At 72.2% G+C, this 24,035-nt stretch carries 17 protein-coding genes and 5 pseudogenes; 13 read left to right on the top strand and 9 right to left on the bottom strand.

Annotated features, from left to right (window positions below):
• Positions 1 to 317 precede the first annotated feature (317 nt).
• Positions 318 to 977, top strand: coding sequence for a zinc-ribbon domain-containing protein (locus OV079_RS09060; protein WP_267767487.1), 660 nt, complete (start codon positions 318 to 320; stop codon positions 975 to 977).
• 182 nt (positions 978 to 1,159) lie between these two features.
• Here OV079_RS09060 and OV079_RS09055 read toward each other — a convergent pair whose 3' ends face one another.
• The 4 genes and pseudogenes from OV079_RS09055 to OV079_RS57490 all read right to left on the bottom strand — a co-directional run.
• Positions 1,160 to 1,408: a hypothetical protein gene (locus OV079_RS09055; RefSeq protein ID WP_267767485.1), complete on the bottom strand. Its 249-nt coding sequence runs from the start codon at positions 1,406 to 1,408 to the stop codon at positions 1,160 to 1,162.
• 127 nt (positions 1,409 to 1,535) lie between these two features.
• Positions 1,536 to 1,805 (bottom strand): annotated as a pseudogene (locus OV079_RS57495) (class I SAM-dependent methyltransferase); the annotation flags it as partial.
• A gap of 81 nt (positions 1,806 to 1,886) precedes the next feature.
• A complete protein-coding gene (locus OV079_RS09050) occupies positions 1,887 to 2,462 on the bottom strand; it encodes a hypothetical protein (RefSeq protein WP_267767484.1) in 576 nt (191 codons plus the stop codon).
• Positions 2,463 to 2,586: 124 nt separating this feature from the next.
• Positions 2,587 to 2,688, bottom strand: a pseudogene (locus OV079_RS57490) (TetR/AcrR family transcriptional regulator); the annotation flags it as partial.
• A 400-nt stretch (positions 2,689 to 3,088) separates the two neighbouring features.
• Here OV079_RS57490 and OV079_RS09045 point away from each other — a divergent pair.
• From OV079_RS09045 to argH, 7 genes and pseudogenes are all read left to right on the top strand, one after another.
• The gene (locus tag OV079_RS09045) at positions 3,089 to 4,093 is read left to right on the top strand and encodes an N-acetylornithine carbamoyltransferase (RefSeq protein ID WP_267767482.1); all 1,005 of its coding nucleotides are present in this window, start codon (positions 3,089 to 3,091) and stop codon (positions 4,091 to 4,093) included.
• 52 nt (positions 4,094 to 4,145) lie between these two features.
• Positions 4,146 to 5,375 carry an argininosuccinate synthase gene (locus tag OV079_RS09040; protein WP_267767480.1) on the top strand — a complete coding sequence of 410 codons (1,230 nt, stop codon included), beginning with the start codon at positions 4,146 to 4,148 and terminating at the stop codon, positions 5,373 to 5,375.
• A pseudogene (locus OV079_RS09035) lies at positions 5,372 to 5,812 on the top strand (M20/M25/M40 family metallo-hydrolase); the annotation flags it as partial. The gene OV079_RS09040 and the pseudogene OV079_RS09035, both read left to right, overlap by 4 nt.
• Entirely contained in the window at positions 5,707 to 6,744 is a 1,038-nt protein-coding gene (locus OV079_RS09030; RefSeq protein ID WP_338089059.1) for a M20/M25/M40 family metallo-hydrolase, read from the top strand. The pseudogene OV079_RS09035 and the gene OV079_RS09030, both read left to right, overlap by 106 nt.
• 13 nt (positions 6,745 to 6,757) lie before the next feature.
• Entirely contained in the window at positions 6,758 to 8,086 is a 1,329-nt protein-coding gene (locus tag OV079_RS09025; protein WP_267767479.1) for an acetylglutamate kinase, read from the top strand.
• Between the two features lie 235 nt (positions 8,087 to 8,321).
• Complete coding sequence (argC, locus tag OV079_RS09020) at positions 8,322 to 9,272, top strand: N-acetyl-gamma-glutamyl-phosphate reductase (protein ID WP_267767478.1); 951 nt, start codon at positions 8,322 to 8,324, stop codon at positions 9,270 to 9,272.
• A 257-nt stretch (positions 9,273 to 9,529) separates the two neighbouring features.
• Positions 9,530 to 10,825 carry an argininosuccinate lyase gene (argH, locus tag OV079_RS09015; protein WP_267767477.1) on the top strand — a complete coding sequence of 432 codons (1,296 nt, stop codon included), beginning with the start codon at positions 9,530 to 9,532 and terminating at the stop codon, positions 10,823 to 10,825.
• A 182-nt stretch (positions 10,826 to 11,007) separates the two neighbouring features.
• Here argH and OV079_RS09010 read toward each other — a convergent pair whose 3' ends face one another.
• Positions 11,008 to 12,333 carry a hypothetical protein gene (locus OV079_RS09010; protein ID WP_267767476.1) on the bottom strand — a complete coding sequence of 442 codons (1,326 nt, stop codon included), beginning with the start codon at positions 12,331 to 12,333 and terminating at the stop codon, positions 11,008 to 11,010.
• A gap of 337 nt (positions 12,334 to 12,670) precedes the next feature.
• Entirely contained in the window at positions 12,671 to 13,900 is a 1,230-nt protein-coding gene (locus OV079_RS09005) for an aspartate aminotransferase family protein (RefSeq protein ID WP_267767475.1), read from the bottom strand.
• 519 nt (positions 13,901 to 14,419) lie between these two features.
• Between OV079_RS09005 and OV079_RS09000 the strand changes: the two genes are divergently transcribed.
• From OV079_RS09000 to OV079_RS57485, 4 genes and pseudogenes are all read left to right on the top strand, one after another.
• Complete coding sequence (locus tag OV079_RS09000; protein WP_267767474.1) at positions 14,420 to 15,565, top strand: MlaD family protein; 1,146 nt, start codon at positions 14,420 to 14,422, stop codon at positions 15,563 to 15,565.
• On the top strand, positions 15,562 to 15,741 hold the full coding sequence (locus OV079_RS08995; RefSeq protein WP_267767472.1) for a hypothetical protein: 180 nt from the start codon (positions 15,562 to 15,564) through the stop codon (positions 15,739 to 15,741). Before OV079_RS09000 ends, OV079_RS08995 begins: the two co-directional genes overlap by 4 nt.
• Before the next feature lie 82 nt (positions 15,742 to 15,823).
• Positions 15,824 to 16,705: a hypothetical protein gene (locus tag OV079_RS08990; protein WP_267767470.1), complete on the top strand. Its 882-nt coding sequence runs from the start codon at positions 15,824 to 15,826 to the stop codon at positions 16,703 to 16,705.
• Positions 16,706 to 16,877: 172 nt separating this feature from the next.
• A pseudogene (locus OV079_RS57485) lies at positions 16,878 to 17,920 on the top strand (TauD/TfdA family dioxygenase).
• On the opposite strand, the gene OV079_RS08975 reads toward OV079_RS57485, so the two are convergent.
• The gene (locus tag OV079_RS08975) at positions 17,896 to 18,834 is read right to left on the bottom strand and encodes a bile acid:sodium symporter family protein (RefSeq protein WP_267767465.1); all 939 of its coding nucleotides are present in this window, start codon (positions 18,832 to 18,834) and stop codon (positions 17,896 to 17,898) included. The pseudogene OV079_RS57485 and the gene OV079_RS08975 sit on opposite strands and share 25 nt — an antisense overlap.
• Positions 18,835 to 18,968: 134 nt before the next feature.
• Here OV079_RS08975 and OV079_RS08970 point away from each other — a divergent pair, with 134 nt between their 5' ends.
• The gene (locus OV079_RS08970) at positions 18,969 to 20,783 is read left to right on the top strand and encodes a S10 family serine carboxypeptidase-like protein (RefSeq protein WP_267767464.1); all 1,815 of its coding nucleotides are present in this window, start codon (positions 18,969 to 18,971) and stop codon (positions 20,781 to 20,783) included.
• Positions 20,784 to 20,861: 78 nt separating this feature from the next.
• Here the strand turns inward: OV079_RS08970 and OV079_RS08965 are convergent.
• Positions 20,862 to 22,651, bottom strand: a pseudogene (locus OV079_RS08965) (phosphoenolpyruvate carboxykinase (GTP)).
• 591 nt (positions 22,652 to 23,242) lie between these two features.
• Positions 23,243 to 24,031, bottom strand: coding sequence for a hypothetical protein (locus OV079_RS08960; protein ID WP_267767461.1), 789 nt, complete (start codon positions 24,029 to 24,031; stop codon positions 23,243 to 23,245).
• Between the last annotated feature and the right edge of the window lie 4 nt (positions 24,032 to 24,035).

The following is a 24,035-nucleotide window of genomic DNA, read 5'->3' as shown; positions in this document are numbered from 1 at the left end:
GCGAGCCTCGCCCGCCCCGGCCGTCCAGCCGCGCCCGCCTCGCAACGATCCCGCCGCCCGCCTCGCCGCCCTCCGCGCCATCGCCCGCCAGCACGGCGGCAAGTGCCTCGCCGCGGCCTATCCCGGCTACCAGGGCCGCGCCGACTACGAATGCAAGCGAGGCCACCGCTGGAACACCACCTCCGCCATCATCCTCGGCGGCCACTGGTGCCCAGCTGCCGCTATCGCGGCCCCGACAAGCTGGAGAAGATCCGGGCCATCGCCCGCGACAGGGCGGCCGCTGCCTCTCCGGCGAATATCCCCCGCTCGGCCAGAAGATGCGCTTCCGCTGCGAGCGCGGCCACGAATGGGACGCCGAGGCGAGGAAGATCCGCGAGGGCCACTGGTGCGGCCGTTGCCGGCGCACGCTGGCCGACATGGACGCCCTCGTCGCCGGCTGGGGCGGTCGCTGCATCTCCCCCAAGACCGTCGCATTCGACGGCCCTCTGCGCTGGGAGTGCGCCCGCGGCCACCGCTTCAGCTCGCGCGCTCGCAACATTCGCCTCGGCCGGTGGTGCAAGGAGTGTCGCCGCGAGGACGGCTGGATCGCCGCCGTCCGCGAGATCGCCGCCCGCCGAGGCGGCGCCCTGCTCAGCGAGCGCAACCTGCAATCGCACAAGAAGCTGCGCTGGCGCTGCGCCGCCGGCCACGAGTGGCTCAGCACCAGCGGCAACATCCTCAACGATCGCTGGTGCCCGCAATGCGCCGACACCCGCCTCGGCATCGCCGAGATGCAGCGCATGGCCGCCGCCAACGGCGGCAAGTGCATCTCCAAGAAATACGTCGACCGCAACACCCATTTGCAGTGGGAGTGCGACAAGGGCCACCGCTGGTGGGCCCGCCCGAGCGCCGTCCGCTATCAACACACCTGGTGCCCCGATTGCGCCCACGAGGCCCGGCGCGCCAACCTCAAGGCCATGGCCAAGGACCGCCGCTGAAGCGGCCGGCGATCCCCTGTCAGCCCAAAGACCTCGAGCGACTTCAAGCGCCGCCGTCCAGAACTCGACCGCGCGCGCCACGTCGGTGACCCCCAGACGACGGAACCGATCTTCAGCATGTCCCGGGCATGGCGCACCTCCACGCCCCCGGCGACCCAGTACCAGGTGAGCCAGCTCTCGCCTCAGAATCGATACCGCAACAGCCGGCTGATCCGCCCCAGCGCCGGGATCAACGCGAACAGCTTCACTGCCACCCGCGCCGCCCACGACAATCGTGCCACCTGCCGCGGATCGTACCCCCGCGGATCGTACGCATGATAATCCGTCACCAATCGCAGCTGCGGAAACTCGCGCTCGAGCGAATGCGGGTCCTCGATCGTCCAGTGCATCGACGCCCCCGTCGCCTTGACCGCCTGATGGCGCAGGATCATCCGCGCCCCGCGCTTGCTGAACCCGTCGAACGCCAGCTTCGCCCACTTCTCTAAATCGCCCCAGGAGTCGCCCGATGAGCTGCGGCGCCGCTTCCACCCCCACGTACATCATCAAACCTTCCGCCAGGATCAGCGTCGGCCGGTCCGCCGGCAGCGCCTCGATCCACCCCGGCGCCGTCACCGACGACGAGATCATCGTATACCCCTCTCGCGGGGGAAACAGCCGCTCTCGCAGCGCGATCACCTCCGGATAATCGACATCGAACCAGCGCACCGCCGGCCCCGGGTCGACGCGGAACACCCGTGAATCGAGCCCGCACCCCATGTGAATCACCGTCGCCTGCGGGTGCCGTCGCAAGAACTCGCGCGTCCACCCGTCGAAGATGTGCGCGCGCATCGACACCCCGATCATCAGGTTGCGGTCGACCTTCAATTTGAAAAGTCGTAGTCGATGCGCTCCACCGCCCTGGCCGCATCATCATCGTGCAGCAGCGAATCCGGCAGCCGGCTCTCGCCCGCCTTCGCCAGCAGCGTGATGAGCAGCGTCTCCTTCTCCGCCGTCAGTGTCACTTTCTCCGCGCTCATGTCGTCTTCCCCTCCGGAATACCGCCGCCACCGTGTCCGGCTCGATAAAGCAGATGCTCCCCGCCGGCAGCCCCAGGATCCGCTCGACCGCCAGCCCGTGGAACCGCAGCCGGGCCTCGAGCGCCGCCATCGCCCCCGCCGCGTCCTCCGTCCCCACCGCAGCCAGCGCCCGGCCCATCGCCGCCTGAATCGTGGTACCGAGCTGCAGTACGATCTCCGCCGCCGCCAGCGGATCCGGCACGTCGAAGACCCCTTCTTGTCGCCCCTGCTCGAGGATCCGCGCCAGCACCGGCGCGATCACCGGATTGACCGCCGCGTGGATCCGCAGATACAAGAGCGTGTTCTCCGGGCGGAACAGCGAATCGTAGGTCGCCCGCAGGGCCGGCGCCTCCGCCACCTTGATCGCGCGGGCCCGGGCGAAGAACGCGTTGAGCCGCTCGAGCGCCCCCAGCCCCGGCGCCGCCAGCACGTCGTCGAATCGGGCCACCGTCGCCTGCGCAGTGCGAGCCGCCAATGCCTCGAGCAGCGCCTCCTTCGATCTCGAAGTGATGATAGAGCCCGCCCTTCGACACTCCGGCCCGCGCGACGATGTCGTTCATCGTCGTGCGCTCGTAGCCGCGCTCGAAGAACAGCGCCTGCGCGCAATCGAGCAGCTCCCCCCGCCGCACCTCCGTCGCTTTGATGATGCGCGCCATGAATTCCGACCGACCGTCGGTCGGTAGCATGACCGACCGCGGGTCGGTCGGCCAGATCTCCCCGAAGGCAGACCCAAGAGCGCTCGAAAACGCCCTTCGGGATCCGCGGCACGACCCGCAGCGAGTCCTCTTCCTTCTTGTGGCCCGCGAGCTCGCACGATCCGCCGCCCCGACCGCTCGCCTGTCCTTTCAAACATGTCCCGCCGACCCTGTCCCGAACCACCATCGCCCTCCGCCGCCCCGGCGTGGCGGCCAGCGAGCGCCCCGCCGGACCGGCGAGCGCCACGCCGCGGCCGGTCCACCAGCGCGAGAGGAAGTTCACAATCGCTCGTCCCCCTGCGCCTCGCGTCGGCCCCCGCGCCTATTTGGCCCACCGCCCCCCTGTGCTAGAGGAGCGCGCGTGCGCCACTTCCTCTCGACCCTCGACTACAGCCGCGCCGAGATCGAAGCCCTCCTCGCCGCCGCGCGCGCCTTCAAGGCCGGGCCGCACGCGCAGACCTTGGCCGGCAAGTCGATCGCCCTGGTCTTCTTCAACCCCTCGCTGCGCACGCGCACCAGCTTCGAGCTCGGGATGCACCAGCTCGGCGGCAAGGCCATCGTGCTCGAGCCCGGCAAGGGCGCCTGGCCGATCGAGTTCGACGACGGCGTCATCATGGACGGCGAGCCCGAGGAGCACGTCCGCGAGGTCGCGCGGGTGCTCTCGCGCTACGTCGACGCCATCGCCGTGCGCGCCTTCCCCAAGTTCCAGCGCTGGGAGGTCGACCGCGAGGACCGCGTCATCCAGTCGTTCGCGCGCCACGCCACCGTGCCCGTGATCAACATGGAGACGATCACCCACCCGTGTCAGGAGCTGGCGCTCGCGCTCACGCTGCAGGAGAAGCTCGGCGACCTCGCGGGCAAGAAGATGTGCCTGACGTGGACGTACCACCCCAAGCCGCTCAACACCGCGGTCGCCAACTCGGCGCTGATCATCGCCGCCAAGCTCGGCATGGACGTCACCCTCCTCTGCCCCACGCCCGAGTACGTCCTCGACCGGCGCTACATGGACGCCGCCGCCGAGTACACCAGGGCCGCCGGCAGCACCCTCACCGTCACCCACGACATCGAGCAGGGCTACCGCGGCGCCGACATCGTCTACGCCAAGAGCTGGGGCGCGCTGCCCTACTTCGGCCGCTGGGACGAGGAGAAGCCGATCCGCGAGGCCAGCCGTCGCTTCATGGTCGACGCCGCCAAGATGGACCTGACCCCGAACGGCCTGTTCAGTCACTGCCTCCCGGTCCGCCGCAACGTCAAGGTCACCGACGAGGTCCTCGACTCGCCGCGCGCGATCCACATCGACGAGGCCGAGAACCGCCTGCACGTCCAGAAGGCCGTCATGGACGCCCTCCTGCGCGGCGCCCTCTGAATCCGTCCGCTCGCTGATTTCGCCCCGCTCGCTCGCTCCCAGGATCCCCCAGATGTCCCAAAGTACAGCTTCGAACAAGAAGGTCGTGCTCGCCTTCTCCGGCGGCCTCGACACCAGCTTCTGCGTGCCTTACCTGCGGGAGCGCGGCTACGACGTCGTCACCCTGTTCGTCGACACGGGAGGGGTCGACGACGCCGAGCGGGCCTACATCGAGCAGCGCGCGCGCGACCTCGGGGCCGTCGAGCACGTCACCGAGAGCGGCGCCCAGCCGATCTGGGACGACGTCGTCGTCCCGCTGGTCATCGGCGGCCAGCTCTACCAGGACGTCTACCCGCTGCTCGTCAGCGACCGCTACATCATCGTCGAGCGCGCCCTGGCGCTGTGCGACGCCCGCGGCACCCGCGTGTTCGCCCACGGCTGCACCGGCATGGGCAACGACCAGGTCCGCTTCGACCAGACCGTGCGCTCGCTCGGCGACTACGACATCGTCGCCCCGATCCGCGACATCCAGCACGAGCACCACGCCGTGCGCGCCTACGAGGCCGAGTACCTGCAGAAGCTCGGCCACCACGTGCGGCCGAAGACCGCCAAGTACAGCATCAACGTCAACCTGCTCGGCGTCACCGCCTCGGGCTCGGAGATCGACGAGTTCCAGGCCCCCGGCCCCGAGACCTGGCAGATGTGCGCGCGCCCGGAGAGCTGGCCCAGGCAGCCCGCGCGCATCGACATCGAGTTCGAGCGCGGCGTCGCGATCAAGCTCGACGGCGAGGCCATGCCGGGCCCCGAGATCCTGCGCCGCCTCAACGAGCGCCTCGGCGCCTACGGCGTCGGCCGCAACATCTACACCGGCGACACCACGATCGGCCTCAAGGGCCGCATCGTGTTCGAGTGCCCCGGCATCACCGGCCTGATGACGGCCCACCGCGCGCTCGAGGAGGCGATCCTCACCGCCAACCAGAACGGCTTCAAGCCGCTGGTCGCCAAGAAGTGGGTCGAGCTGGTCTACCGCGGCTTCTTCTTCGAGCCGCTCAAGGACGACCTCGAGGCGTTCCTGCGCTCCTCGCAGACCTTCGTGAACGGCACCGTCACCCTCGAGACCGCCGGCGGCGTCGTCACCCCGGTGGCGGTCCGCTCCGAGCACATCCTGCGCAACAAGGGCGCCGTCTACGCCCAGTCGGCCGACTGGGACGCCCGCGAGGCCGAGGGCTTCATCAAGCTGCTCGGCATGAGCTCGACCCTGTCCGCGCGCGTCAACCCGCGCCGGCGCCCCGGGCAGCGATGACCGAGGCCACGCTCCGGCGCACCCTCGAGCACCTGGGGCGCCTCGTCGCGTTCGACACCCGCAACCCGCCGCGGGCGATCGCCGGCGACGTCGGCCTGTTCGCCTACCTCCGGGACATGCTCCAAGGGTCAGGTCTCGCCTGCGACACCGTCGACCTCGGCGACGGCTGCGTCTACCTGCTCGCCGTCCGCGGCGCCCTGCAGGTGCTGTTCAACGTCCACGTCGACACCGTCCCGGCCGACCCCGGCTGGACGGCCGACCCGCACGTCCTCCGCGTCGAGGGCGACCGCGCGATCGGCCTCGGCGCCTGCGACATCAAGGGCGCCGCCGCCTGCCTCCTCAGCGTGCTCGAGACCACCACCGGCCCCGCCGCGGTGCTGTTCTCGTCCGACGAGGAGGCCGGCAGCAGCCGCTGCATCCGCGAGTTCCTGGCCCGCTCCGACCTGTCCCCGCGGACATCCGAGCCCGCGCGCGCCGACCTGTCCGCGCATGCCGACCTGTCCCCCCGGACATCGGACCTGTCCCCGGGCCAGCTGGCGCCGCGCGCCCCGACCTGTCCCCGCGGACATCGGACCTGTCCCCCGGACCAGCCGGCGCCGCGCGTCCCGACCTGCCCCATGGGCCAGCCGGTGCCGCTCCGCCCGTCTTCGCCGACCTGTCCACGCGGACCTCTGACCTGTCCCCGCGGACATCCACGCCGCGGCACCCGACCTTCCGCAGCGTCGTCGTCGGCGAGCCGACCCGCTGCCGCGCCGTCCTCGAGCACCGCGGGATCGGCACCGCCACCGCGGCCTTCTCCGGCACCGGCGGCCACGCCTCCGCCGCCCGGGCCCTGCGCGACAGCGCCGTCCACGAGGCTGTCCGCTGGGCCAGCCTCGCCCTCGCCCGCGCGGGCGAGAGCGAGGCCGCCGGGTCCGCCGGCTCGCTCCGCGGCCTGCGCCTCAACCTCGGCGCGGTCGAGGGCGGCCTCAAGGCCAACATGATCGCCAGCGCCGCCACCGTGCGCTTCGGCGTGCGGCCGCCGCCCGAGCTGCCGCCCGCGGCCGCTCTGGCCGAGCTGTTCGCGCTCGCGCCCGACCCCGAGCGCGTCCGCTTCACGCCCGGCTTCCTCGCCCCCCCGCTGCCCGCCGGCGGCCCCGGGCGCCTCGCCGACGCCCGCGCGGCCGCGGCCGCCCTCGCCGAGCGCCTCGGCCTCCCGCCCGGCGACCCGGTCGACTTCTGGACCGAGGCCGCCCTGTTCTCCGCCGCCGGCTGCGACGTCCTGGTCTACGGGCCAGGTTCGATCGACCAGGCCCACACCGCGGGCGAGTACGTCCCCCTGGCCGACCTCGTCGAGGCGGCGAACCGCTACCGCGCGATCCTGTCCTGAAGATCCAACGACCATGCCCAACCCCCGCGAGCTGATCGTCAAGCTCCTGCGCAACCTCGGCGGCCGCAAGGAGGTCGAGCAGTACCTCAAGCAGTTCTCGAGCGTCGAGCACAAGCGCTTCGCCGTCATCAAGGTCGGCGGCGGCCTGCTCGCCGACGACCTCGAGAGCCTCGCCTCCTCGCTCAACTTCCTCCACCAGGTCGGCCTCCACCCGGTCGTCGTCCACGGCGTCGGCCCGCAGCTGCAGGCCGCCTTCGAGGCCGCCGGCATCGACCCGACCGACTGGGCCCAGCGCACCTCGCCGCGGGCGCTCGAGCAGGTGCGCCGGGTGTTCCGCACCGAGAACCTGCGGCTCGTCGACATGCTCGAGGAGATGGGCGCGCGCGGTCGGCCGGTCGTCGGCGGCGTGTTCGCGGCCGAGCTCGACGACGACGATCGCGGCAAGGAGCAGCGGGCCCGCATCGTCCGCGTCGACACCGACGCCATCGACTCGAGCCTCAAGGCCGGCTCGATGCCGGTGCTCGCCAGCATCGGCGAGACCGCCGGCGGCCAGATCCTCGACCTCGGCCCCGACCTCGCCGCGCACGCCCTCGCGGTGCGCCTGCAGCCGTACAAGATCGTCCTCCTGCGCGCCAAGGGCGGCCTGCGCGACGAGTACGGCGACCTGCTCTCGGCCGTCAACCTCGCCGAGGACTACGAGCCGCTGCTGGCCGAGCCGTGGATGACCAGCAGCACCCGCCACAAGCTCGAGCTGATCCACGACCTCCTCGGCAAGCTCCCGCGCGCCTCCTCGGTCTCGATCACCTCGCCTGACCTCCTCGCCATGGAGCTCTTCACCCACAAGGGCTCGGGCACCCTCGTGCGCCGCGGCGAGCGCATCATCCTCCACGAGTCGCTGCAGAGCGTGGACCTGCCGCGCCTCGCCGGCCTGCTCGCCGCCGCGTTCGGCCGCCCGCCGGTGGCCGACTACTTCACCCGCAAGCCGTTCCGCCGGATCTACCTCGCCGACAGCTACCGCGCCGCCGCGATCCTCACCGACGAGGGCCCGATCCCCTACCTCGACAAGTTCGCGGTCACCGGCGAGGCCCAGGGCGAGGGCATCGGCGGCTCCTTGTGGCTGCGCATGACCCGGGAGACGCCGAAGCTGTTCTGGCGCGCCCGCGTCGACAACCCGATCAACCCCTGGTACTTCCAGCGCGCCGACGGCAGCTACACCGGCGGCGCCTGGACCGTGTTCTGGACCGGCATCACCGACTTCCCGACCATCCAGGAGTGCGTCGAGCGGGCCCTCGCCGCCCCGCCGACCCTCGAGGCCGCGCACACGATCGGAGACGCCGCGTGACCGCGCCATCTGTCGCCCTGGCCCCGACGACATGCTCGATCGAGCATGTCCCCAGCACCATGCTCTTCGCTACATGCCCCATGGGACATGGTACTCCCCGGCCCATCGGCGCGTCCTGCCCGCCGCTCGCCGCTCGCCCGCCCGGGACCGTGTTCCTCCGAGGGGTCCGCCAGCGCCGGGTGACGGCCCCGCTCGCCGCTCGCTCCTTCGTCGCCGACGCCTGCGGAGGTGCGCCGTGAGCCTCACCCTCGGCCTCGTCGGCGCCCGCGGCCACGTCGGCGGCGAGCTCGCGCGCCTGCTCGCCGGCCACGACGGCCTGCGCCTGGCCCGCGCCGCCTCGCGCCAGGGCGTCGGCGAGCCGCTCTCCGCCCACCTCGCCCACGCCCCCGCCGACCTTGTCCTCGAGGACATGTCCCCCGAGACAGTCGCCTCCTGGCCGGTCGACGCCGTCGTGCTCGCCCTGCCCAACGGCCTCGCCGCCGCCTACGCCGAGGTCCTGGCCGCCGGCCCGCGCGCGCCCGTCCTCGTCGATCTCTCGGCCGACTTCCGCTTCGACCCGGCGTGGGCCTACGGCCTGCCCGAGCGCCACCGGGCCCGGATCCGCGGCGCCCGCAAGATCGCCAACCCCGGCTGCTACGCCACCGGCATCCAGCTCGGCATCGCCCCGCTGCTCGAGCTGCTGGCCGGCCCGCCGCAGGCCTTCGGCGTGTCCGGCTACAGCGGCGCCGGCACCACCCCCTCGCCGCGCAACGACCCCGAGCGCTTGCGCGACAACCTCATGCCGTACGCCCTCACCGGCCACCTGCACGAGCGCGAGGCCAGCCACCACCTCGGCCACGCCGTCCGCTTCGTCCCGCACGTCGCCCCATTCTTCCGCGGCATCACCCTCACGATCACCCTGCCGCTCGCGCGCCCGCTGGAGCGCGACGCCCTGGTCCGCCGCTACCGCGACGTCTACGAAGGGGAGCCGCTCGTGCGCGTCACGGACGACATCCCCGAGGTCCGCGCCGCCGCCGGCCGCCACGACGTCACCATCGGCGGCTTCCAGGTCGACGACCGCCACGCCGTCGTCGTCGTCACCCTCGACAACCTGCTCAAGGGCGCCGCCTCGCAGGCGGTGCAGAACCTGAACCTCGCCCTCGGCCTGCCCGAGCGCCAGGGCGTGCCGCAGGATCCGAACCCCTGACCTGCCCGCGCGGCGCGCATCGCATGTCCCCAAGGCCAGGAACCACGCCGCCCGTCCGCTCCTGTCCCGAAAGCCAGGAGTCACTCGCCCGCCGCCGGCCCATCTCCTGTCCCCAAGGCCAGGATCGCCGCCCGCCCATCTCCTGTCCCCAAGGACAGAATCACCGCCGCCCGCCTCTCCTGTCCCCAAGGACAGGATCGCCGCCGCCCGCCACCGCCACCGACCGTCCGCCCGCCACCAGCCGCCAGGAGAACCGCATGAGCACCCGACCGCTATGGGACAAGGGCCAGGCCGCGCTCGACGCCGCCGCCCAGGAGTTCTGCGCCGGCGACGACGTCGTCCTCGATCGCCAGCTCATCCTCCACGACATCCGCGCCTCGATCGCCCACGTCCACGGCCTCCAGCGCATCGACGTCCTCGCCGCCGCCGAGGCCGAGGCGCTCGTGGAGGGCCTGGGCGCGCTCGCCGAGGCCGTGCGGGCCGGCAGCTTCGTGCTCGACGAGCGCTTCGAGGACTGTCACTCCGCGATCGAGTGGTACCTGAGCGAGCGTCTCGGCGACGTCGGCCGCAAGGTCCACACCGGCCGCAGCCGCAACGACCAGATCCTCGTCGCCATGCGCCTGTGGCTCAAGGACGCCCTGGCCGCCCTGCGCTCCCGCTGCCTCGACTGCGCCGACGCCTGCCTGCGGCGCGCCGAGACGACCCAGGACGTCGCTCTGCCCGGCTACACGCACCTGCAGCGGGCCGTCCCCTCGTCGCTCGCCGCCCTGCTCGCCGGCCACGCCGAGGCCTTCCTCGACGACGCCGAGACCGCCCGCGCCACGTCGAGCACCCTCGACTCGAGCCCGCTCGGCACCGCGGCCGGCTACGGCGTCAACCTCCCGCTCGACCGCGACGGCGTGGCCCGCGAGCTCGGCTTCTCGCGCGTGCAGGTCTCGCCGATCTACGCCCAGAACAGCCGCGGCAAGCTCGAGCTGCTGGCCGTCCAGGCGCTGCACCAGGCCCTGCTCGACGTCCGCCGCCTGGCCTGGGACCTGTCGCTGTACTCGACCGCCGAGTTCGCGTTCGTGCGCCTGCCCGACGCCTACACCACCGGCTCGTCGATCATGCCCAACAAGCGCAACCCCGACGTGGTCGAGCTGCTGCGCGCCGTCCCGTCGGTCACCGAGGGGGCGATGTCCGAGCTGTCCTCGCTGCTGTCGCTGCCGAGCGGCTACCACCGCGACCTCCAGGCCACCAAGGCGCCGGTCCTGCGCGCGTTCACCCGCGGCCTCGCCGGCCTCGCCCTCGTCCCCGCGCTCGTCCACACCCTCGAGCTCGACGCCCCCCGCATGGCCGCCGCCATCGACCCCGAGCTGTACGCCACCGACCGCGCGGTCGAGCTCGCCCGCGCCGGCGTGCCGTTCCGCGACGCCTACCGCCAGGCAGCCGCCGAGATGCACGACCTGAAGGACCGCTCTCCGGCCGCCAGCCTCGCGGCCCGCGTCAGCCTCGGCGGCCCCGGCAACCTCGGCCTCGACCGCCTGCGCGCCCGCCTCGACGCCCTCCGCTGAGCCGTCAGGACGGCCTGTCCCGAAGGACATGCCCTTCGAGACATAACACCAAGGACATGCCCGTCGAGACATGTCCGAAAAACCATCTCACCGACCGCGCCCGCGCACCGGCCTCACGTGAAGCGGTTGCTCGGCACCGGGCTGCCGGCGCGGTGGACCAGCCGCCACCTCGCGCACCGGCCTCACGTGAAGCGGTTGCTCGGCACCGGGCTGCCGGCGCGGTGGATCAGCCGCGACCCGCCCTCGCGGTGCAGCCCGGGGCGCAGGTCTGCCGGCAGCCCCGCCATTGCGCGGTCGATGCCCAGGACCACCTCGATCGGCGTCGCGCTGTCGTCCGCCACCGGCGTCGCCGCGACGAGCCCGCCCAGCTCGACCTCATCACGGTCGTCGGCCTCGGCCTCGGCGACCTTGCGCGTCGCCGGATCGTAGGTCAGCGCCCCGCCGGTGAACGGATGCCGCACGACCTGGGCCAGCACCGTGCCCACGTCGGGCGCGTACGCGAACGGCTCGATCCAGTCGGTCACGTGGACGAACAGCGGCCGCCCGGGCGCGTGCCGCCGCATGCCCCCGAGGAAGGCAGGATCCTCGACGACGTCGAGGCTCCACGCGACCACGAGCCCGCGCTGCCCCGGATCGTCCGCCCACGCCTCGACCGGCAGATCGAGCACCTGCCCCGCCGCGTGCGCGAGGATCCGGCTGGCCCGATCGGGGGCCGTCAAGATCCGCTCCGGCCGCCGCCCCAGCGCCGCCAGCAAGCGTTGCAGCCGATCGAGCCCGAGCCGCTGCAGCGCCGGCGAGTCGTTGAGGAACGCGTAGCGCCCGTGCATCGGCTCCGGGTGGCCGTGCGGCGACTCGTGCAACAACAGCGACCCGTTGAGCACCGCGTGCCAGGCCGTCAGCGCGTCGTCGCCGAGCCCGACGCCCGCGGCCACCAGCGCGTCCGCTCGCGCCAGCATCCCCGCCAGCGCGTCGCGCATGAACACCTCGTTCGGCGCGGTCACCCCCGCGAGCTGCCCCAGCCGCGCCCGCGGCCGCTCGAGGTCGCCGCACATCAACCAGTAGAAGCCCGACAGGTACGCCAGCAGCGGATCGTCGTCCGCCCGCCCCGAGGCCTCGACCACCAGCGCCGCCGGCCCGTAGTGCAGCAGATGCTCGAGCGCGTTCGCCAGCTCGCCGACGATCCCCGGCTGCCCCGGCGCGATCTGGTTGGCGCGCTCGAGCACGCTCGCCGCGATCGCGAACTGCCGCTGCTCCGCGAGCCACCAGCCGGCGTCGTAGAGCGCCCGCGGATCTTCCGGAGCCGCCGCCGCTCGCGCCAGGTCCACCACCCCGTCCCGCCCCGCCAGCTCGCGCGTGATCACGAGCGCTACCGCCATCGCCTCCGCGAACGACCGGGCGTCGAGCGATCCCCCGTTCGGGTAGCCGAACACCTGCGTGAGGGCCACCCAGCCGCCGGACGCGTCGCCGGCGGCCACCTGTTCGCGGATCGAGTCGAAGCTCGCAGTCATGCAGCCTCGACCATACCACGGCGCCCGCGGCCCGATCAGCGGGCTTTTTCGGCCCTCGCGGATGCTCCTTCGAACATGCCCGATAGGACATGTCCTACCTCGCCCGACCGCGCGTGACGTCGAGGACCGCGTGCGTCGGCTCGTCGAGGCGCGTACGAGCCGTGCGGTCGGCCCCGAGCCCCGGCATCGCCCGGGCGAGCGAGCTCCGGCTCCCCGGTCCGCGCCCCGCTCGACCGAGCGAAGGCCGTCACCTCTGGACCCGCATCGCCTCCTCGCGCCGCGCCCTGCGGACCGCGCCCGATCGCGCCGCGTCCTGTCCCTGAAGACAGGTTCGCCCTCAGCCGGCGAGCACCTTGGCGAACACCGCCAGCGCCTCGTCGATCTCGGCCGTCGTCACGATCAGCGGCGGCACGAAGCGGACCACGCGCGGCCCCGCGGGCACCACCAGGAGCCCGGCGTCGAGCGCCGCGCGGGCGATCTCGGCGGCCGTGCGCGGCTCCGCCGGGCCCAGCTTCGCGCCGAGCAACAGACCCCAGCCGCGCACCTCGGCGATCTTGCCCGGCGACGACTTCGCCAGCGCCTGCAACCCCGCGCGCAGCTGCTCGCCGCGCAGGCGGGCGTTGTCGACCAGCTTGTCCTTCTCGAGCGTCATCAGCACCGTCAGCGCCGCCGCGCAGGCCAGCGGGTTGCCGCCGAACGTGCTCGCGTGATCGCCGGGCTCGAACACGTCGCAGCTGCGCCTGCACAGCATCGCCCCGATCGGCAGCCCGCCGGCCAGGCCCTTCGCCAGGGTGATCACGTCGGCCTCGACCTCGAGGTGCTGGTGGCCCCACCACTTGCCGCTGCGGCCGACGCCGACCTGGACCTCGTCGAACATCAGCAGGATCCCGCGGGCGTCGCACAGCTCGCGGATCTTGCGGAACACCGCCGGGTCGCCGGGCCGGATCCCGCCCTCGCCCTGGAGCGGCTCCAGCAGCACCGCCGCCACCTGCTTGCGCTCGCGGTCGAGCTCGACGATCGCCTCGTTCAGCGCCGTCGCGTCGTTGAACGGCACGTGGACGAAGCCCGGCACCAGCGGGTCGAAGTTCTGCTGGTACTTCGCCTGCCCGGTGGCCGTCACCGTCGCCAGCGTGCGCCCGTGGAAGCTCGCCTGCGCCGCGATCACCACCGGCCGCTCGATGCCGAGGCGCGTGCGCCCGTACTTGCGCGCCAGCTTGATCGCCGCCTCGTTGGCCTCCGCCCCCGAATTGCAGAAGAACGCCCGCTCCCCGCCCCCGAGCGCCGCCAGCAGCGCCGCCAACGCGCCCTGCTCGGGGATGTAGAACAGGTTCGACACGTGGTGCAGCTTGCCGATCTGGCGCGTCACCGCCTCGACCAGGTTCTTGTGGGCATGTCCCAAAGTGCAGGTGGCGATCCCGGCCGCGAAGTCGAGGTAGGCCCGGCCCGTCGTGTCCCACACCCTGCACCCCTCGCCGCGCTCGAGCGCGATCGGGAAGCGGGCGTAGGTCGACATCACGTGAGCATCGAACGCCTGCGCGTCGAACGGGGCGGGAGACGAAGCGGACATGGCGCCGTGGACATTCCACATCGCGCCCCCGCTGTCGAGTAGCCGTCCGCAGGGGGCCTTGCGAGGGAGCCCTGGCGCGCCGCGCCGGCGCCGACGCGCGGGGACGCAGGCCGCGCTGACCGAGCCGATCCGCACCGTTCAGCCCGGCGCCGCGGCGCCCGGTCACGCCGTCCTGGATCCCTGCGACAAGGCAGCTCCGCCGCGCGGTTCGACCTCTTCTCCCCACGCCGAGAGAGACCCCGAAGCGCCGGCAGCAGACCTTCGACGCAGCCTCGCCTTCCCACGGCTCGACCCCCGGACACGTCCGGCCGTCGAGCTCGCAGGTCCGTGCTCGTCGAGCCGTCGACCGCTCCGTCCATCTCCGGCCTGCCGCTGCCTGACGCGACGGCCGACGACCCGCGAGCCTCGGCAAAACCTCGCCGCAGCGCGCGATCTCGGTCGCTCCGCCCTGTGCGAACGCCGCGGCGGGCCCGCTGAGGCGACCTCCTCACGCGCGGCCGGATCCGCTACGATCCCCGGATGGCCCGCCGGAGCGAGCAGAGCCGCAACCAACTCGTCGGGCTCATCGTCATCATCAGCGGCCTCGCCAGCCTCGTCGGCCTCGTCGTGTTCAGCCAGGGCAAGAACCTGTGGAAGGAGCGGGTCTCGATCACCGCCGACTTCCGCCAGGTCTCTGGTCTGCGTGAAGGCAGCGCCGTCCAGATCGAGGGCATGGAGATCGGCACCGTCGTCAAGCGCGAGTTCGTGTGGGTCGACTACCCGTGCGACCCGCAGACCGAGGACCGGGGCCGCTTCGGCCAGGGCCGCACCGACGACTGCGACCGCACCATGTTCTGCGCCGCCGAGGGTCGCTGCGCCGAGCTCGAGTCGTACTCCTTCAACAAGGACCTCCACGCCCCGTGCGAGGAGGACTCGCAGTGTGGCCAGGGCGAGGTGTGCGTCACCCAGGAGATGCGCCGGCGCTACCGCGGCGTGCTGTGGACCGGCGGCACCGGCATCTGCGACGGCTTCACCACCGATCACAGCCGGATCCGCGTGACCCTGTCTGTCTTTCAGGACAGCATGATGCACATCCGCGACGACAGCCGGGCCGCCATCTCGCAGAACGGCGTGCTCGGCGACCAGATCGTCCAGATCTCGGTCGGCCGCGGCGAACCGATCCAGCCAGACGGGCGGATCCAGACCACCCCGTCGATGTCCGAGACGATCGACGCCGTGAAGGAGAAGGTCGACGGCGGCTTCGTCAAGGTCGAGGAGGCCATCGGCGGGATCGCCGAGCTCGCCGCCGCCATGGGCGACGGCGAGACCGTCAAGAACATCCAGGACCGGCTCGCCGCCGGCGACGAGAACCTGCGCAACACCGCGGCCGGCAAGGGCATGGTCGGCGCCATGCTCAACGACGAGGACCTGCTGCGCAGCTTCGGCAGCTCGCTGCGCGGCGTGCAGGACGGCGCCGCCGACCTCGACCACTTCCTCGCCAAGGGCCAGAAGGCGCTGACGAAGTTCGACGACAGCATGCAGCCGCTGGTCGACGACGGCCGCAAGAAGATGGCCGCCATCTCCAACGCCCTGCACGACCCCTACAACGTCAACGTCTCGACCCGCCTGCTCTACGACTCGCAGGGCAAGATGCTCAAGAGCGTGCAGGACACCTCGGCAACGTGAACAAGATCGTCGCCGGCATCGAGCGCGGCGAGGGCACCATGGGCCGCCTCGTGCGCGACCCGAAGATCTACGACGACCTCGTCGAGTTCTTCCGCGGCTTCCAGCGCGACGGCAAGATCCAGTTCCTGATCCGCTGGGCCCTGTCCTCGGGTCGGCGCGAGCGTCCCGCCCGCTGACAGCCCCCTCGGACCGCCCGCACGCCCGCGGACCGGGCGAACTCTGGACCGCCCGCCCGCGCGTGCTAGCTCGCGCGCTGCGATGCCCAAGCTGTCCCACGAGGCGCTGGTCCAGCTCGTCCGTCACGCGCCGGCGCTCATCCCCGACCTCATGTGGCCGGGTGTCGCCGCGCCGGGTCCGGTCCGGATCAGCGCCGCCGAGTTCGTCGACCTCCACTTCGCCGAGCACCGCGCCGACGCGGTCCTGGGCCTCGGCGGCGCGCCCGAGCGGCCCGACGAGGCCCTCGTGGTCGAGGTCCAGGTCGAACGAGACCCGCGCAAGCGCTGGACCTGGCCGCTGTACGTCGCCGGCCTGCGCACGCGCCTCAACTGCCCCGTGACCCTCGTGGTCGTCTCGCTCGACCGCGACGTCGCCCGCTGGTGCGCCGAGCCGATCGACCTCGGCCGCCAGCGCAACGTCCTGCGCCCGTGGGTGCTCGGTCCCGAGGCCGTGCCCGCGGTCACCGACCTCGATCGGGCGCGCGAGCTGCCGGAGCTGGCGGTGCTGTCGGTCGCCGCCCACGCCGACGCGCCGGGCGTCGAACAGATCGCCCTGGCTGCGCTCGACGCGAGCCGCGAGCTCGACGACGAACGGGGGATCCACTACCCTGACTTCGTCGTCGGCCTGCTCGGCCGCGCGGCCCGCCTCGCCCTGGAGCAGCTCATGGCCACCAAAAAGCGCTGGGAACCGATCAGTGACATGTTCCGCAAGCCCTGGCTCGAGGGCATCGCCGAGGGCGAGGTCAAGGGTCGCGTCGCCGGCAAGGCCGAGCTCGTCCTGAAGCAGCTCCAGCTCAAGGGCTTCAGCCTCACCGACGCCCAGCGCCAGCGCGTCCTCGACTGCCGCGACGAGGCCGTCCTCGAGACCTGGGCCGCCCGCGTCCTGGTCGCCACGCGCCTCGACGAGGTCCTCACCGACGACTAGGCCGCGACGCTGTCCCAAAGGTCATCCGGGCGCCTCCCGGCGCTGCGCCTGCGCCCCGCCGCCCACCACGACCTGTCCCGAAAGCCATCTTCCCGCAGCCGACGATGGCGCGACCTCGCCCGGCCTCGTACACGCCGCGCCACGGTCGCCCGATCTGTGCCATCGTCGGCGCATGCGACTCAGCGAGATCCGCGGCCCCGGCGGCGGCGCAGTCCCGGTCGTCGAGCCGGACGGCGACGCCCGCGTCGACGCCTTGCGCGCCTGGCTCGACGCCGAGAAGACCTGGCTCTCCGGACAGCTGCGCAGCCACGGCGCGGTCCTGCTGCGCGGCTTCGGCGTGCGCGTCCCCGTCGACCTCGAGCACGTCGCCCGTGCCATCGAGCCCGGGCTGAAGAACGAGTACCTCGGCACCTCCCCGCGCGACGCCCTCAGCGAGTACGTCTTCTCCGCCAGCGAGCTGCCGCCCTACTACCCGATCCCGCAGCACTGCGAGATGTCGTTCCTGCGCGACCCGCCGCGGCGGCTGTTCTTCGCCTGTCTGGTCGCCCCGCAGGGAGGCGGCGGAGAGACCCGCTGTGCGACTTTCGCCGCGTCGTCGCCGACCTCGATCCCGACGTGCGCGACCGCTTCGTCCGCGGCGGGATCCGCATCATCCGCAACTACGACGGCCCCGACGGCGGCGGACGCTTCGACCTGTGGAAGCTCAAGCGCTGGGACGAGATGTTCTTGACCACCGACCGCGCGGTCGTCGAGGCCAAGTGCGCCGAGCAGGGCTTTCAGGTCACCTGGCTCCCGGGACAGCGCCTGCGCCTCGTCAGCGAGCACGACGCCCTGCGAGCCCACCCCGAGTCGGGCGAGCCGGTGTGGTTCAACCATGTCCAGGTGTTTCACGCCGCCAGCGCAGCCGCCGAGCTGCGCCGCGTCCATGCCCGTCAGGGCGACCTGCGGAGCCTCGCCCTCTCGCAGTTCGCCCGGCTCCTGATCGGCGCGCGGCGGCGCTCCACCGCGGCCGACGCCCTGCCGATGCACTGCACCTACCGCGACGGCCGCGAGATCGACGCGGCCGACCTCGAACACCTGCGCGACATCATCTGGCGGCACATGGTCGTGTTCCCGTGGCGCGCCGGCGACATCGTCGCCATCGACAACTTCTCCGTCTCGCACGGCCGCCTGCCGTACCGCGGTCCGCGTCAGGTCGTCGTCGCCTGGGCCTGAGCGTCCTCTTCGCGCAGCGCCCGGCGGCGCCACACGAACGCCAGGGTCAGCCCCGCGATCAGGTGCCACACGCCCCACCAGGCCGCGATCATCGCCGTCCCGCCGAGCCCCGGGAAGAAGTCGAACGCCAGCACCAGCGCCAGCCCGGCGTTCTGGATCCCCACCTCGACCGCGATCGCCCGCCGGTCGCGGCCCGGCAGCCCGGCTGTCCTTGCGACCAGCCAGCCCGACAGCAGCGCCAGCCCGTTGTGCAGCGCCACCGCCCCGCCGAGCAGCGCCCAGTGGTCGGCCAGGATCCCGACGTTGCGGCTCAGCCCGATCACGATGAACAGCGCCAGGCAGCCGACCGAGAACAGCTTGAACGGCCCGCGCAGCCGGTCCGCCAGCCCGGGCCGGCGCGCCGCCACCAGCATCCCGAGCGCCAGCGGGGCGCCCAGCACCGCCAGCACCGTCGTCACCAGCTCTTTCGGCGACAGCGCGACCGAGCGGACCAGCGCCGCCGTGTCCGCGGACATGCCTGACCAAAAGGCCAGGTTGAGCGGCGTCGTCACCACCGCCAGCACCGTCCCGATCGCGGTCAACGTCACCGACAGCTCGGTGTTGCCGCGGGCCAGGTGGGTGATGAAGTTCGACATGTTGCCGCCGGGGCACGCCGCCACCAGGATCATCCCCAGCGCCACGCTCGCCGGCGGTCGCAGCACCACCACCAGCGCGAACGTCAGCGCCGGCAGCACCACCACCTGTCCCAAAAGACCGACGACGGCCGCCCGCGGGTGCCGGAGCACCGCCGCGAAGTCGCGCGGGCGCAGGTCGAGCGCCACCCCGACCATCACCAGCGCCAGCACCACGTTGAGCACCACCAGGCTGCCCGGCTCGAACGCCAGGGTCACCCGATCGAGCTCTGCGCCGGTCATCGAGCCTCACCCTACCACCCCTGCGCGCGGCCTACGAGCGGCCTCGCCGCCTCTGCCCCCGCGTGCCCTCACCGCGTGCCTCGTCGTCCTCCGCCGGCGCGCACATGCGCGGCCCGCCGCGTTAGGCTCGATCCATGTCGACTCTTGCTCGCGTGGTCGCTGCGCTGCTGCTCCTCGCGGCCTGCCCCGACGCTCCTCCCGCCAGCGACAGCGACGGCACCTCGACCTCGACGACCTCGACCTCGACCTCCGTCGACCCCACCACGACCTCGTCGTCGACGACGACCACCACGACCTCGACCACCACCGAGGCCCCCGACCCCACTACCTCGACCACCGCCGCCGGGACCACCGCCGCCCCGACCGGCTGCGACGCCCCCCCGCCGTGCGACACTTGCAGCTGCGAGGACGACGTCTTCCACCGTCACTGTCCCGAGCTGTCCCCCGAGGCAGGTTATCTCGACGTCGACGGCGTCGACTACGAGATCGGCGAGGGCGACGTCGTCATCCCCATGACCAGCTCGCCGGCGCGGCTCTTCTACAGCTTCCACCCCGCCGACGACGATCCCGGCGACGCCCCGCTCCTGCTCCTCTTCAACGGCGGCCCCGGCGTGTCCACCGGCCTGATCCTCGCCGGCAACACCGCGCCCCAGACCCTCGGCGCCGATCTCGAGCCCGTCCCCAGCCCCGCCCCGTGGACCGCCCTCGGCCACCTCCTCTACATCGACGCCCGCAACACCGGCTTCTCGCAGCAATCGATCGCCGACCCCGCGCAGATGGGCCTGCGTTCGGCCGAGCTCAACAGCCGCAACTTCAACAGCTACCTCGACGCCGCCGACTTCGCCCGCGCCCTCCTGCGCTTCTGGGACGACCACCCCGCCCTCGCCGGGCGTCGCCTCGTCCTCGTCGGCGAGAGCTACGGGGGCATCCGCGCCTCGATCCTGCTGCACATGCTGCTGTTCCCGGCCCGCTACGAGCAGGGCCCCGGCCGCTACCGCGACCCCGCCCTCGCCGCGGCGATCGCCGCCCACCTCGCCGCGCGCTTCCCCGGCGACGAGCCCCCCGGCCCCGACCTCGTGGCCGGCGAGCTCGGCCACCTCGTCCTCGTCCAGCCCAGCCTTGCCGGCGCCGCCCAGCAGGCGCGCGCCGGTGACCTGCTCGAAGCGCCAGGTTCTCCGGTTCATGTCCTCGCGGACAGTCTCGGCCTCGAGTTCGTCGCCTGCGCCGCCAAGCCGGACCCGTGCGACCCGTGGGCCAACGTCATCAACTTCGTCGAGAACGCCGGCCGCAGCCGCTACGACATCGACGGCCCCGGCACCTGGCTCAGCGACCTGTTCGCCCGCACCCGCGCCGGCCTGTCGCGCCGCGACACCCTCGCCGCGGTCCTGCAGGTCGCGCCCGAGGCCATCGACGGCCTCGCCGCCGCCGATCGGCCGACCGCCTTCCGCGTGCGCAACCCGGGCGACTACCCGGCCGACGCCCCCGACCTCGCCGAGCACCTCGGCGCCCTGCCGGCTTGGGACCGCTTCTTCCTGCCGTTCTCGGTCGAGGCGCTCGACGGCTTCCGCGGCCCGGCCGCGATCATGGCCGGCGTCCACTCGAGCGACCCGCACTACGGCGCCCTGTTCCTCCACGACCTCGCCTACGCCCGCGTCTTCATCACCGACGCCGCCCGCGACCTCGCCGTGTGGGGCCCCTCGATCGCCCCCACCCTCGAGCTGTTCAAGAGCGTCGTCGTCGGCGTCGAGCACGTCGACGACCTCCCGCGGGGCAGCGAGCGGCCCGGCGAGCTGCACGTCCACTTCCGCCCCGACGCCTTCGCCGGCGAGCCCGACCCCGGCCTGCGCACGATCCGTCTGGCCCCGTACGACGCCTCCCACGCCGTCACCTACGACCGCCCGGTCGAGCTGCGCGCCGACGTCGCCGCCTGGCTGGCCGAAGCGCCATGACCTCATGGACATGCCCGATCGGGCATGCACGAAAGGGCATGGTCCGGAGACCATGCCCTTCCCATGGCTAGCGCGCGCTCACAGGCGGCTGATCAGCAGCTCGCGCTCGAAGATCATCGTCTTCGGCAGCGCCTCGGACAGCTCGAGGAACAGCTCCTCGTGCGACAGCGTCTGCTTCTTGACGCGGTCGCGGGCGTAGCCCATCAGCTCGTCCCACTGGGCCTCGGAGAAGTCGAGGCCGCGCCAGTCGATATCGTGGTAGTGGGGGATCCAGCCGAGCGGCGACTCGACGCCGATGGCCTGGCCGCGCGAGCGCTCGACCACCCACCGCAGCACGCGCATGTTCTGGCCGAAGCCCGGCCACATGAACTTGCCGTCCTGCTTGCGGAACCAGTTGACGTGGAAGATCCGCGGCGGCTCCTTCACGCGCTTGGCCATCGACAGCCAGTGGCGGAAGTAGTCGCCCATGTTGTAGCCGCAGAACGGCAGCATCGCCATCGGATCGCGGCGCAGCGCCCCGACCTGGCCCTCGGCCGCGGCGGTCTGCTCCGAGCCCATGGTCGCGCCGATGTACACGCCGTGCGACCAGTTGAACGCCTGGTAGACCAGCGGCACGTCGTTCATGCGGCGGCCGCCGAAGATGATGGCGCGGATCGGCACGCCGGCCGGGTTCTCCCACTCGGGGTCGATGACCGGGCAGTTGCGGGCCGGCGAGGTGAAGCGGGCGTTCGGGTGCGCCGCGTTGCGGCCGCAGTCGGGCGTCCAGTCCTTGCCGGTCCAGTCGATCAGGTGCTTGGGCGGCTCCTTCGTCATGCCCTCCACCACACGTCGCCGTCGTCGGTCAGCGCGACGTTGGTGAAGATCGAGTCGCGCGCGCACGAGATCATCGCGTTGGGGTTGGTCTCCATCGACGTGCCCGGGGCCACGCCGAAGAAGCCGGCCTCGGGGTTGATGGCGCGCAGGTTGCCCTCGGCGTCGGGCTTGAGCCAGGCGATGTCGTCGCCGACGCAGGTGACCTTCCAGCCGGTCATCTCCTTGGGCGGGATGAGCATGGCGAAGTTGGTCTTGCCGCAGGCGCTGGGGAACGCCGCCGTCACGTAGGTCTTCTTGCCGTCGGGGCCCTCGACGCCGAGGATGAGCATGTGCTCGGCCAGCCAGCCCTCGTCGCGGGCCATCGCCGAGGCGATGCGGAGCGCGAAGCACTTCTTGCCGAGCAGCGCATTGCCGCCGTAGCCGCTGCCGAACGACAGGATCGTGCGCTTCTCGGGGAAGTGGGTGATGTACGTGTTCTCGGGGTTGCACGGCCACGCCGGGCCGGCGTCGCCGGCCTCGAGCGGCTGGCCGACGGAGTGGACCGCCTTGACGAAGCGGCCGTCCTCGCCGAGCGCGTCGAGCACCGCCTTGCCCATGCGGGTCATGATCTTCATGTTGGCGACCACGTACGGCGAGTCGCTCAGCTGCACGCCGGTCTGGGCGATCGGCGAGCCCAGCGGGCCCATGCAGAACGGGATCACGTACATCGTCCGCCCGCGCATGCAGCCGTCGTAGAGCCCGTTCAGCTTCTTGCGCATCACCAGCGGGTCCTCCCAGTTGTTGGTCGGGCCCGCGCCCTCCCGGGAGGCGCTGCAGATGAACGTCCGGCTCTCGACGCGCGCCACGTCGCGCGGGTCCGAGCGCACCAGGATGCTGTTGGGGCGCTTCGCGGGATTGAGGCGGATCGCCGCGCCGCTCTCGATCAGCAGCCCCAGCATCCGATCGTACTCGGCGTCCGAACCGTCGCACCACTCGACGCGGTCCGGCTTGCAGCGCGCCGCCCACTCGTCCACAAAGCGTTGCAGCTCTTGGTGTTTCGTCTTGGTCTCGCTCATAAGTACCTCGTGCGCTCGGGGACTGTTATGCGTCGCCAAGCCTACCCCGGGGGGCCGGGTGGGGGTAAGAAAACTCAACCGTCGGCCATGCCGCGGACTTGGACTTCCAGCCGCCCGGGCGAACGGCGTCGGGCGCCCGCGCTGCGCGACGCGCAGGCGATTGCACGGGCGTGCCGCCGGGCCGCGTGACCGAACTCTGCCAGGGCGATCGCCGCCGGCCGAGGTCGCCGGGGCCCGCCTCGGCCGCGACACGTGCGTGCTGCCGACCCCTGCGACGCCGCTCTCGGCCCCGGCACTTTCCCTCGTTCGCGTCGGCCCGCGCGAGCGTCGGACCCTCGCCGTGCGCCCGCCGCACGTCGCCGGCTGCTCCCCGGACCGGACGCCGATCTCGCGCTGCGGTCTCGCCCGGACCACTGTCGGGCTCGCCGCCGCGGCGAGGCCTGCGCACCGCCGCACGCCGCGGCCTCGCCGCGCGGCATGTCTCATGGGACATGACTGCAAGGTCATGCCCTGACGGACACTTCACGCCCCGCGCCGCGCCCGGCCCGCCGCGCGGCTCCGAAGCACCTGTCCCCGAAGACATCTCCGCGCTCACTGCGGGATGAGCGGCGCGCAGGTCGACACCCCGGCGCCGACGATCCGCAGCGGCGCGTCCTCGACCACGACCTTCAGGTCCTGCACGCCGTTGCCGTCGCTGTCGTCGTAGTCGAGGTGGGTCACCTCGCTGGTGCTGTCGGACTCCTTGTCGGTGAAGAAGTAGAAGTCGCCGCCGAAGAACGCGAACGCGAACCCGCCGCCGGTCTTCACGCCGGGCAGCGGCGTCACCTCGATCGTCGCGCCCGTCGCCTTGTCGACCTCGACCAGCACCGACGGGTCCGGTCCGGCGAACAGGAACGCCCGGCCGTCGCCGGTGCCTGTCACTTCGGCCAGGCCGTAGTCGCTGAGCCCGTGCGGCACCACCGCCAGCGTCTCCGGGTCGACGCTGAAGAACTCGCTGACCATGTCGCCGTTCGCCACGCCGTTGTAGTGGTTGCCGTAGATCCGGTCGCACTTGTCGTCGGCGCTGTTCGACACGAACGCCATCCCGAAATTCTCGATCCCGTTCTGCAGCGGCGTAAAGCCGGGGTCGCTGCACTGCGTCGTGTCGGTGACGTCGATCTTGCGCAGCTTCATGTCGCTGTACTGCACCCACGCGAAGCCCTCGCGGTCGACCCCCATCGAGAACGTCGACGGCGCCAGGCCGCAGTCGGCCGGCCCCAGCAGCTCGAAGTCGTGCGTCTGCGGGAAGTACTTCCACAGCTGCGCCGTCTTCGACAGCACGAAGATCCCGTCGTCGAGCGGCACCTCGAGGTCCGGGCACGGGCACTTCTCCTCGACCACTCCG

The sequence above is a fragment of the Nannocystis pusilla genome (assembly GCF_026626665.1).
Lineage (GTDB): Bacteria > Myxococcota_A > Polyangia > Nannocystales > Nannocystaceae > Nannocystis > Nannocystis pusilla.
Note: the sequence above shows the minus strand (reverse complement) of the source record. Positions and strands in the feature narration are given on the sequence as shown.

Excerpts from the sequence above, each read along its gene's own strand:
- OV079_RS08975 (WP_267767465.1), bottom strand. The coding sequence starts at position 18,834 with ATGACCGGCGCAGAGCTCGATCGGGTGACCCTGGCGTTCGAGCCGGGC.
- argH (WP_267767477.1), top strand. The coding sequence starts at position 9,530 with ATGAGCACCCGACCGCTATGGGACAAGGGCCAGGCCGCGCTCGACGCC.
- OV079_RS09040 (WP_267767480.1), top strand. The coding sequence starts at position 4,146 with ATGTCCCAAAGTACAGCTTCGAACAAGAAGGTCGTGCTCGCCTTCTCC.
- OV079_RS08970 (WP_267767464.1), top strand. The coding sequence starts at position 18,969 with ATGTCGACTCTTGCTCGCGTGGTCGCTGCGCTGCTGCTCCTCGCGGCC.
- OV079_RS09060 (WP_267767487.1), top strand. The coding sequence starts at position 318 with ATGCGCTTCCGCTGCGAGCGCGGCCACGAATGGGACGCCGAGGCGAGG.
- OV079_RS09005 (WP_267767475.1), bottom strand. The coding sequence starts at position 13,900 with ATGTCCGCTTCGTCTCCCGCCCCGTTCGACGCGCAGGCGTTCGATGCT.
- OV079_RS08990 (WP_267767470.1), top strand. The coding sequence starts at position 15,824 with ATGCCCAAGCTGTCCCACGAGGCGCTGGTCCAGCTCGTCCGTCACGCG.
- OV079_RS09000 (WP_267767474.1), top strand. The coding sequence starts at position 14,420 with ATGGCCCGCCGGAGCGAGCAGAGCCGCAACCAACTCGTCGGGCTCATC.
- OV079_RS09010 (WP_267767476.1), bottom strand. The coding sequence starts at position 12,333 with ATGACTGCGAGCTTCGACTCGATCCGCGAACAGGTGGCCGCCGGCGAC.
- OV079_RS09055 (WP_267767485.1), bottom strand. The coding sequence starts at position 1,408 with ATGATCCTGCGCCATCAGGCGGTCAAGGCGACGGGGGCGTCGATGCAC.
- OV079_RS09025 (WP_267767479.1), top strand. The coding sequence starts at position 6,758 with ATGCCCAACCCCCGCGAGCTGATCGTCAAGCTCCTGCGCAACCTCGGC.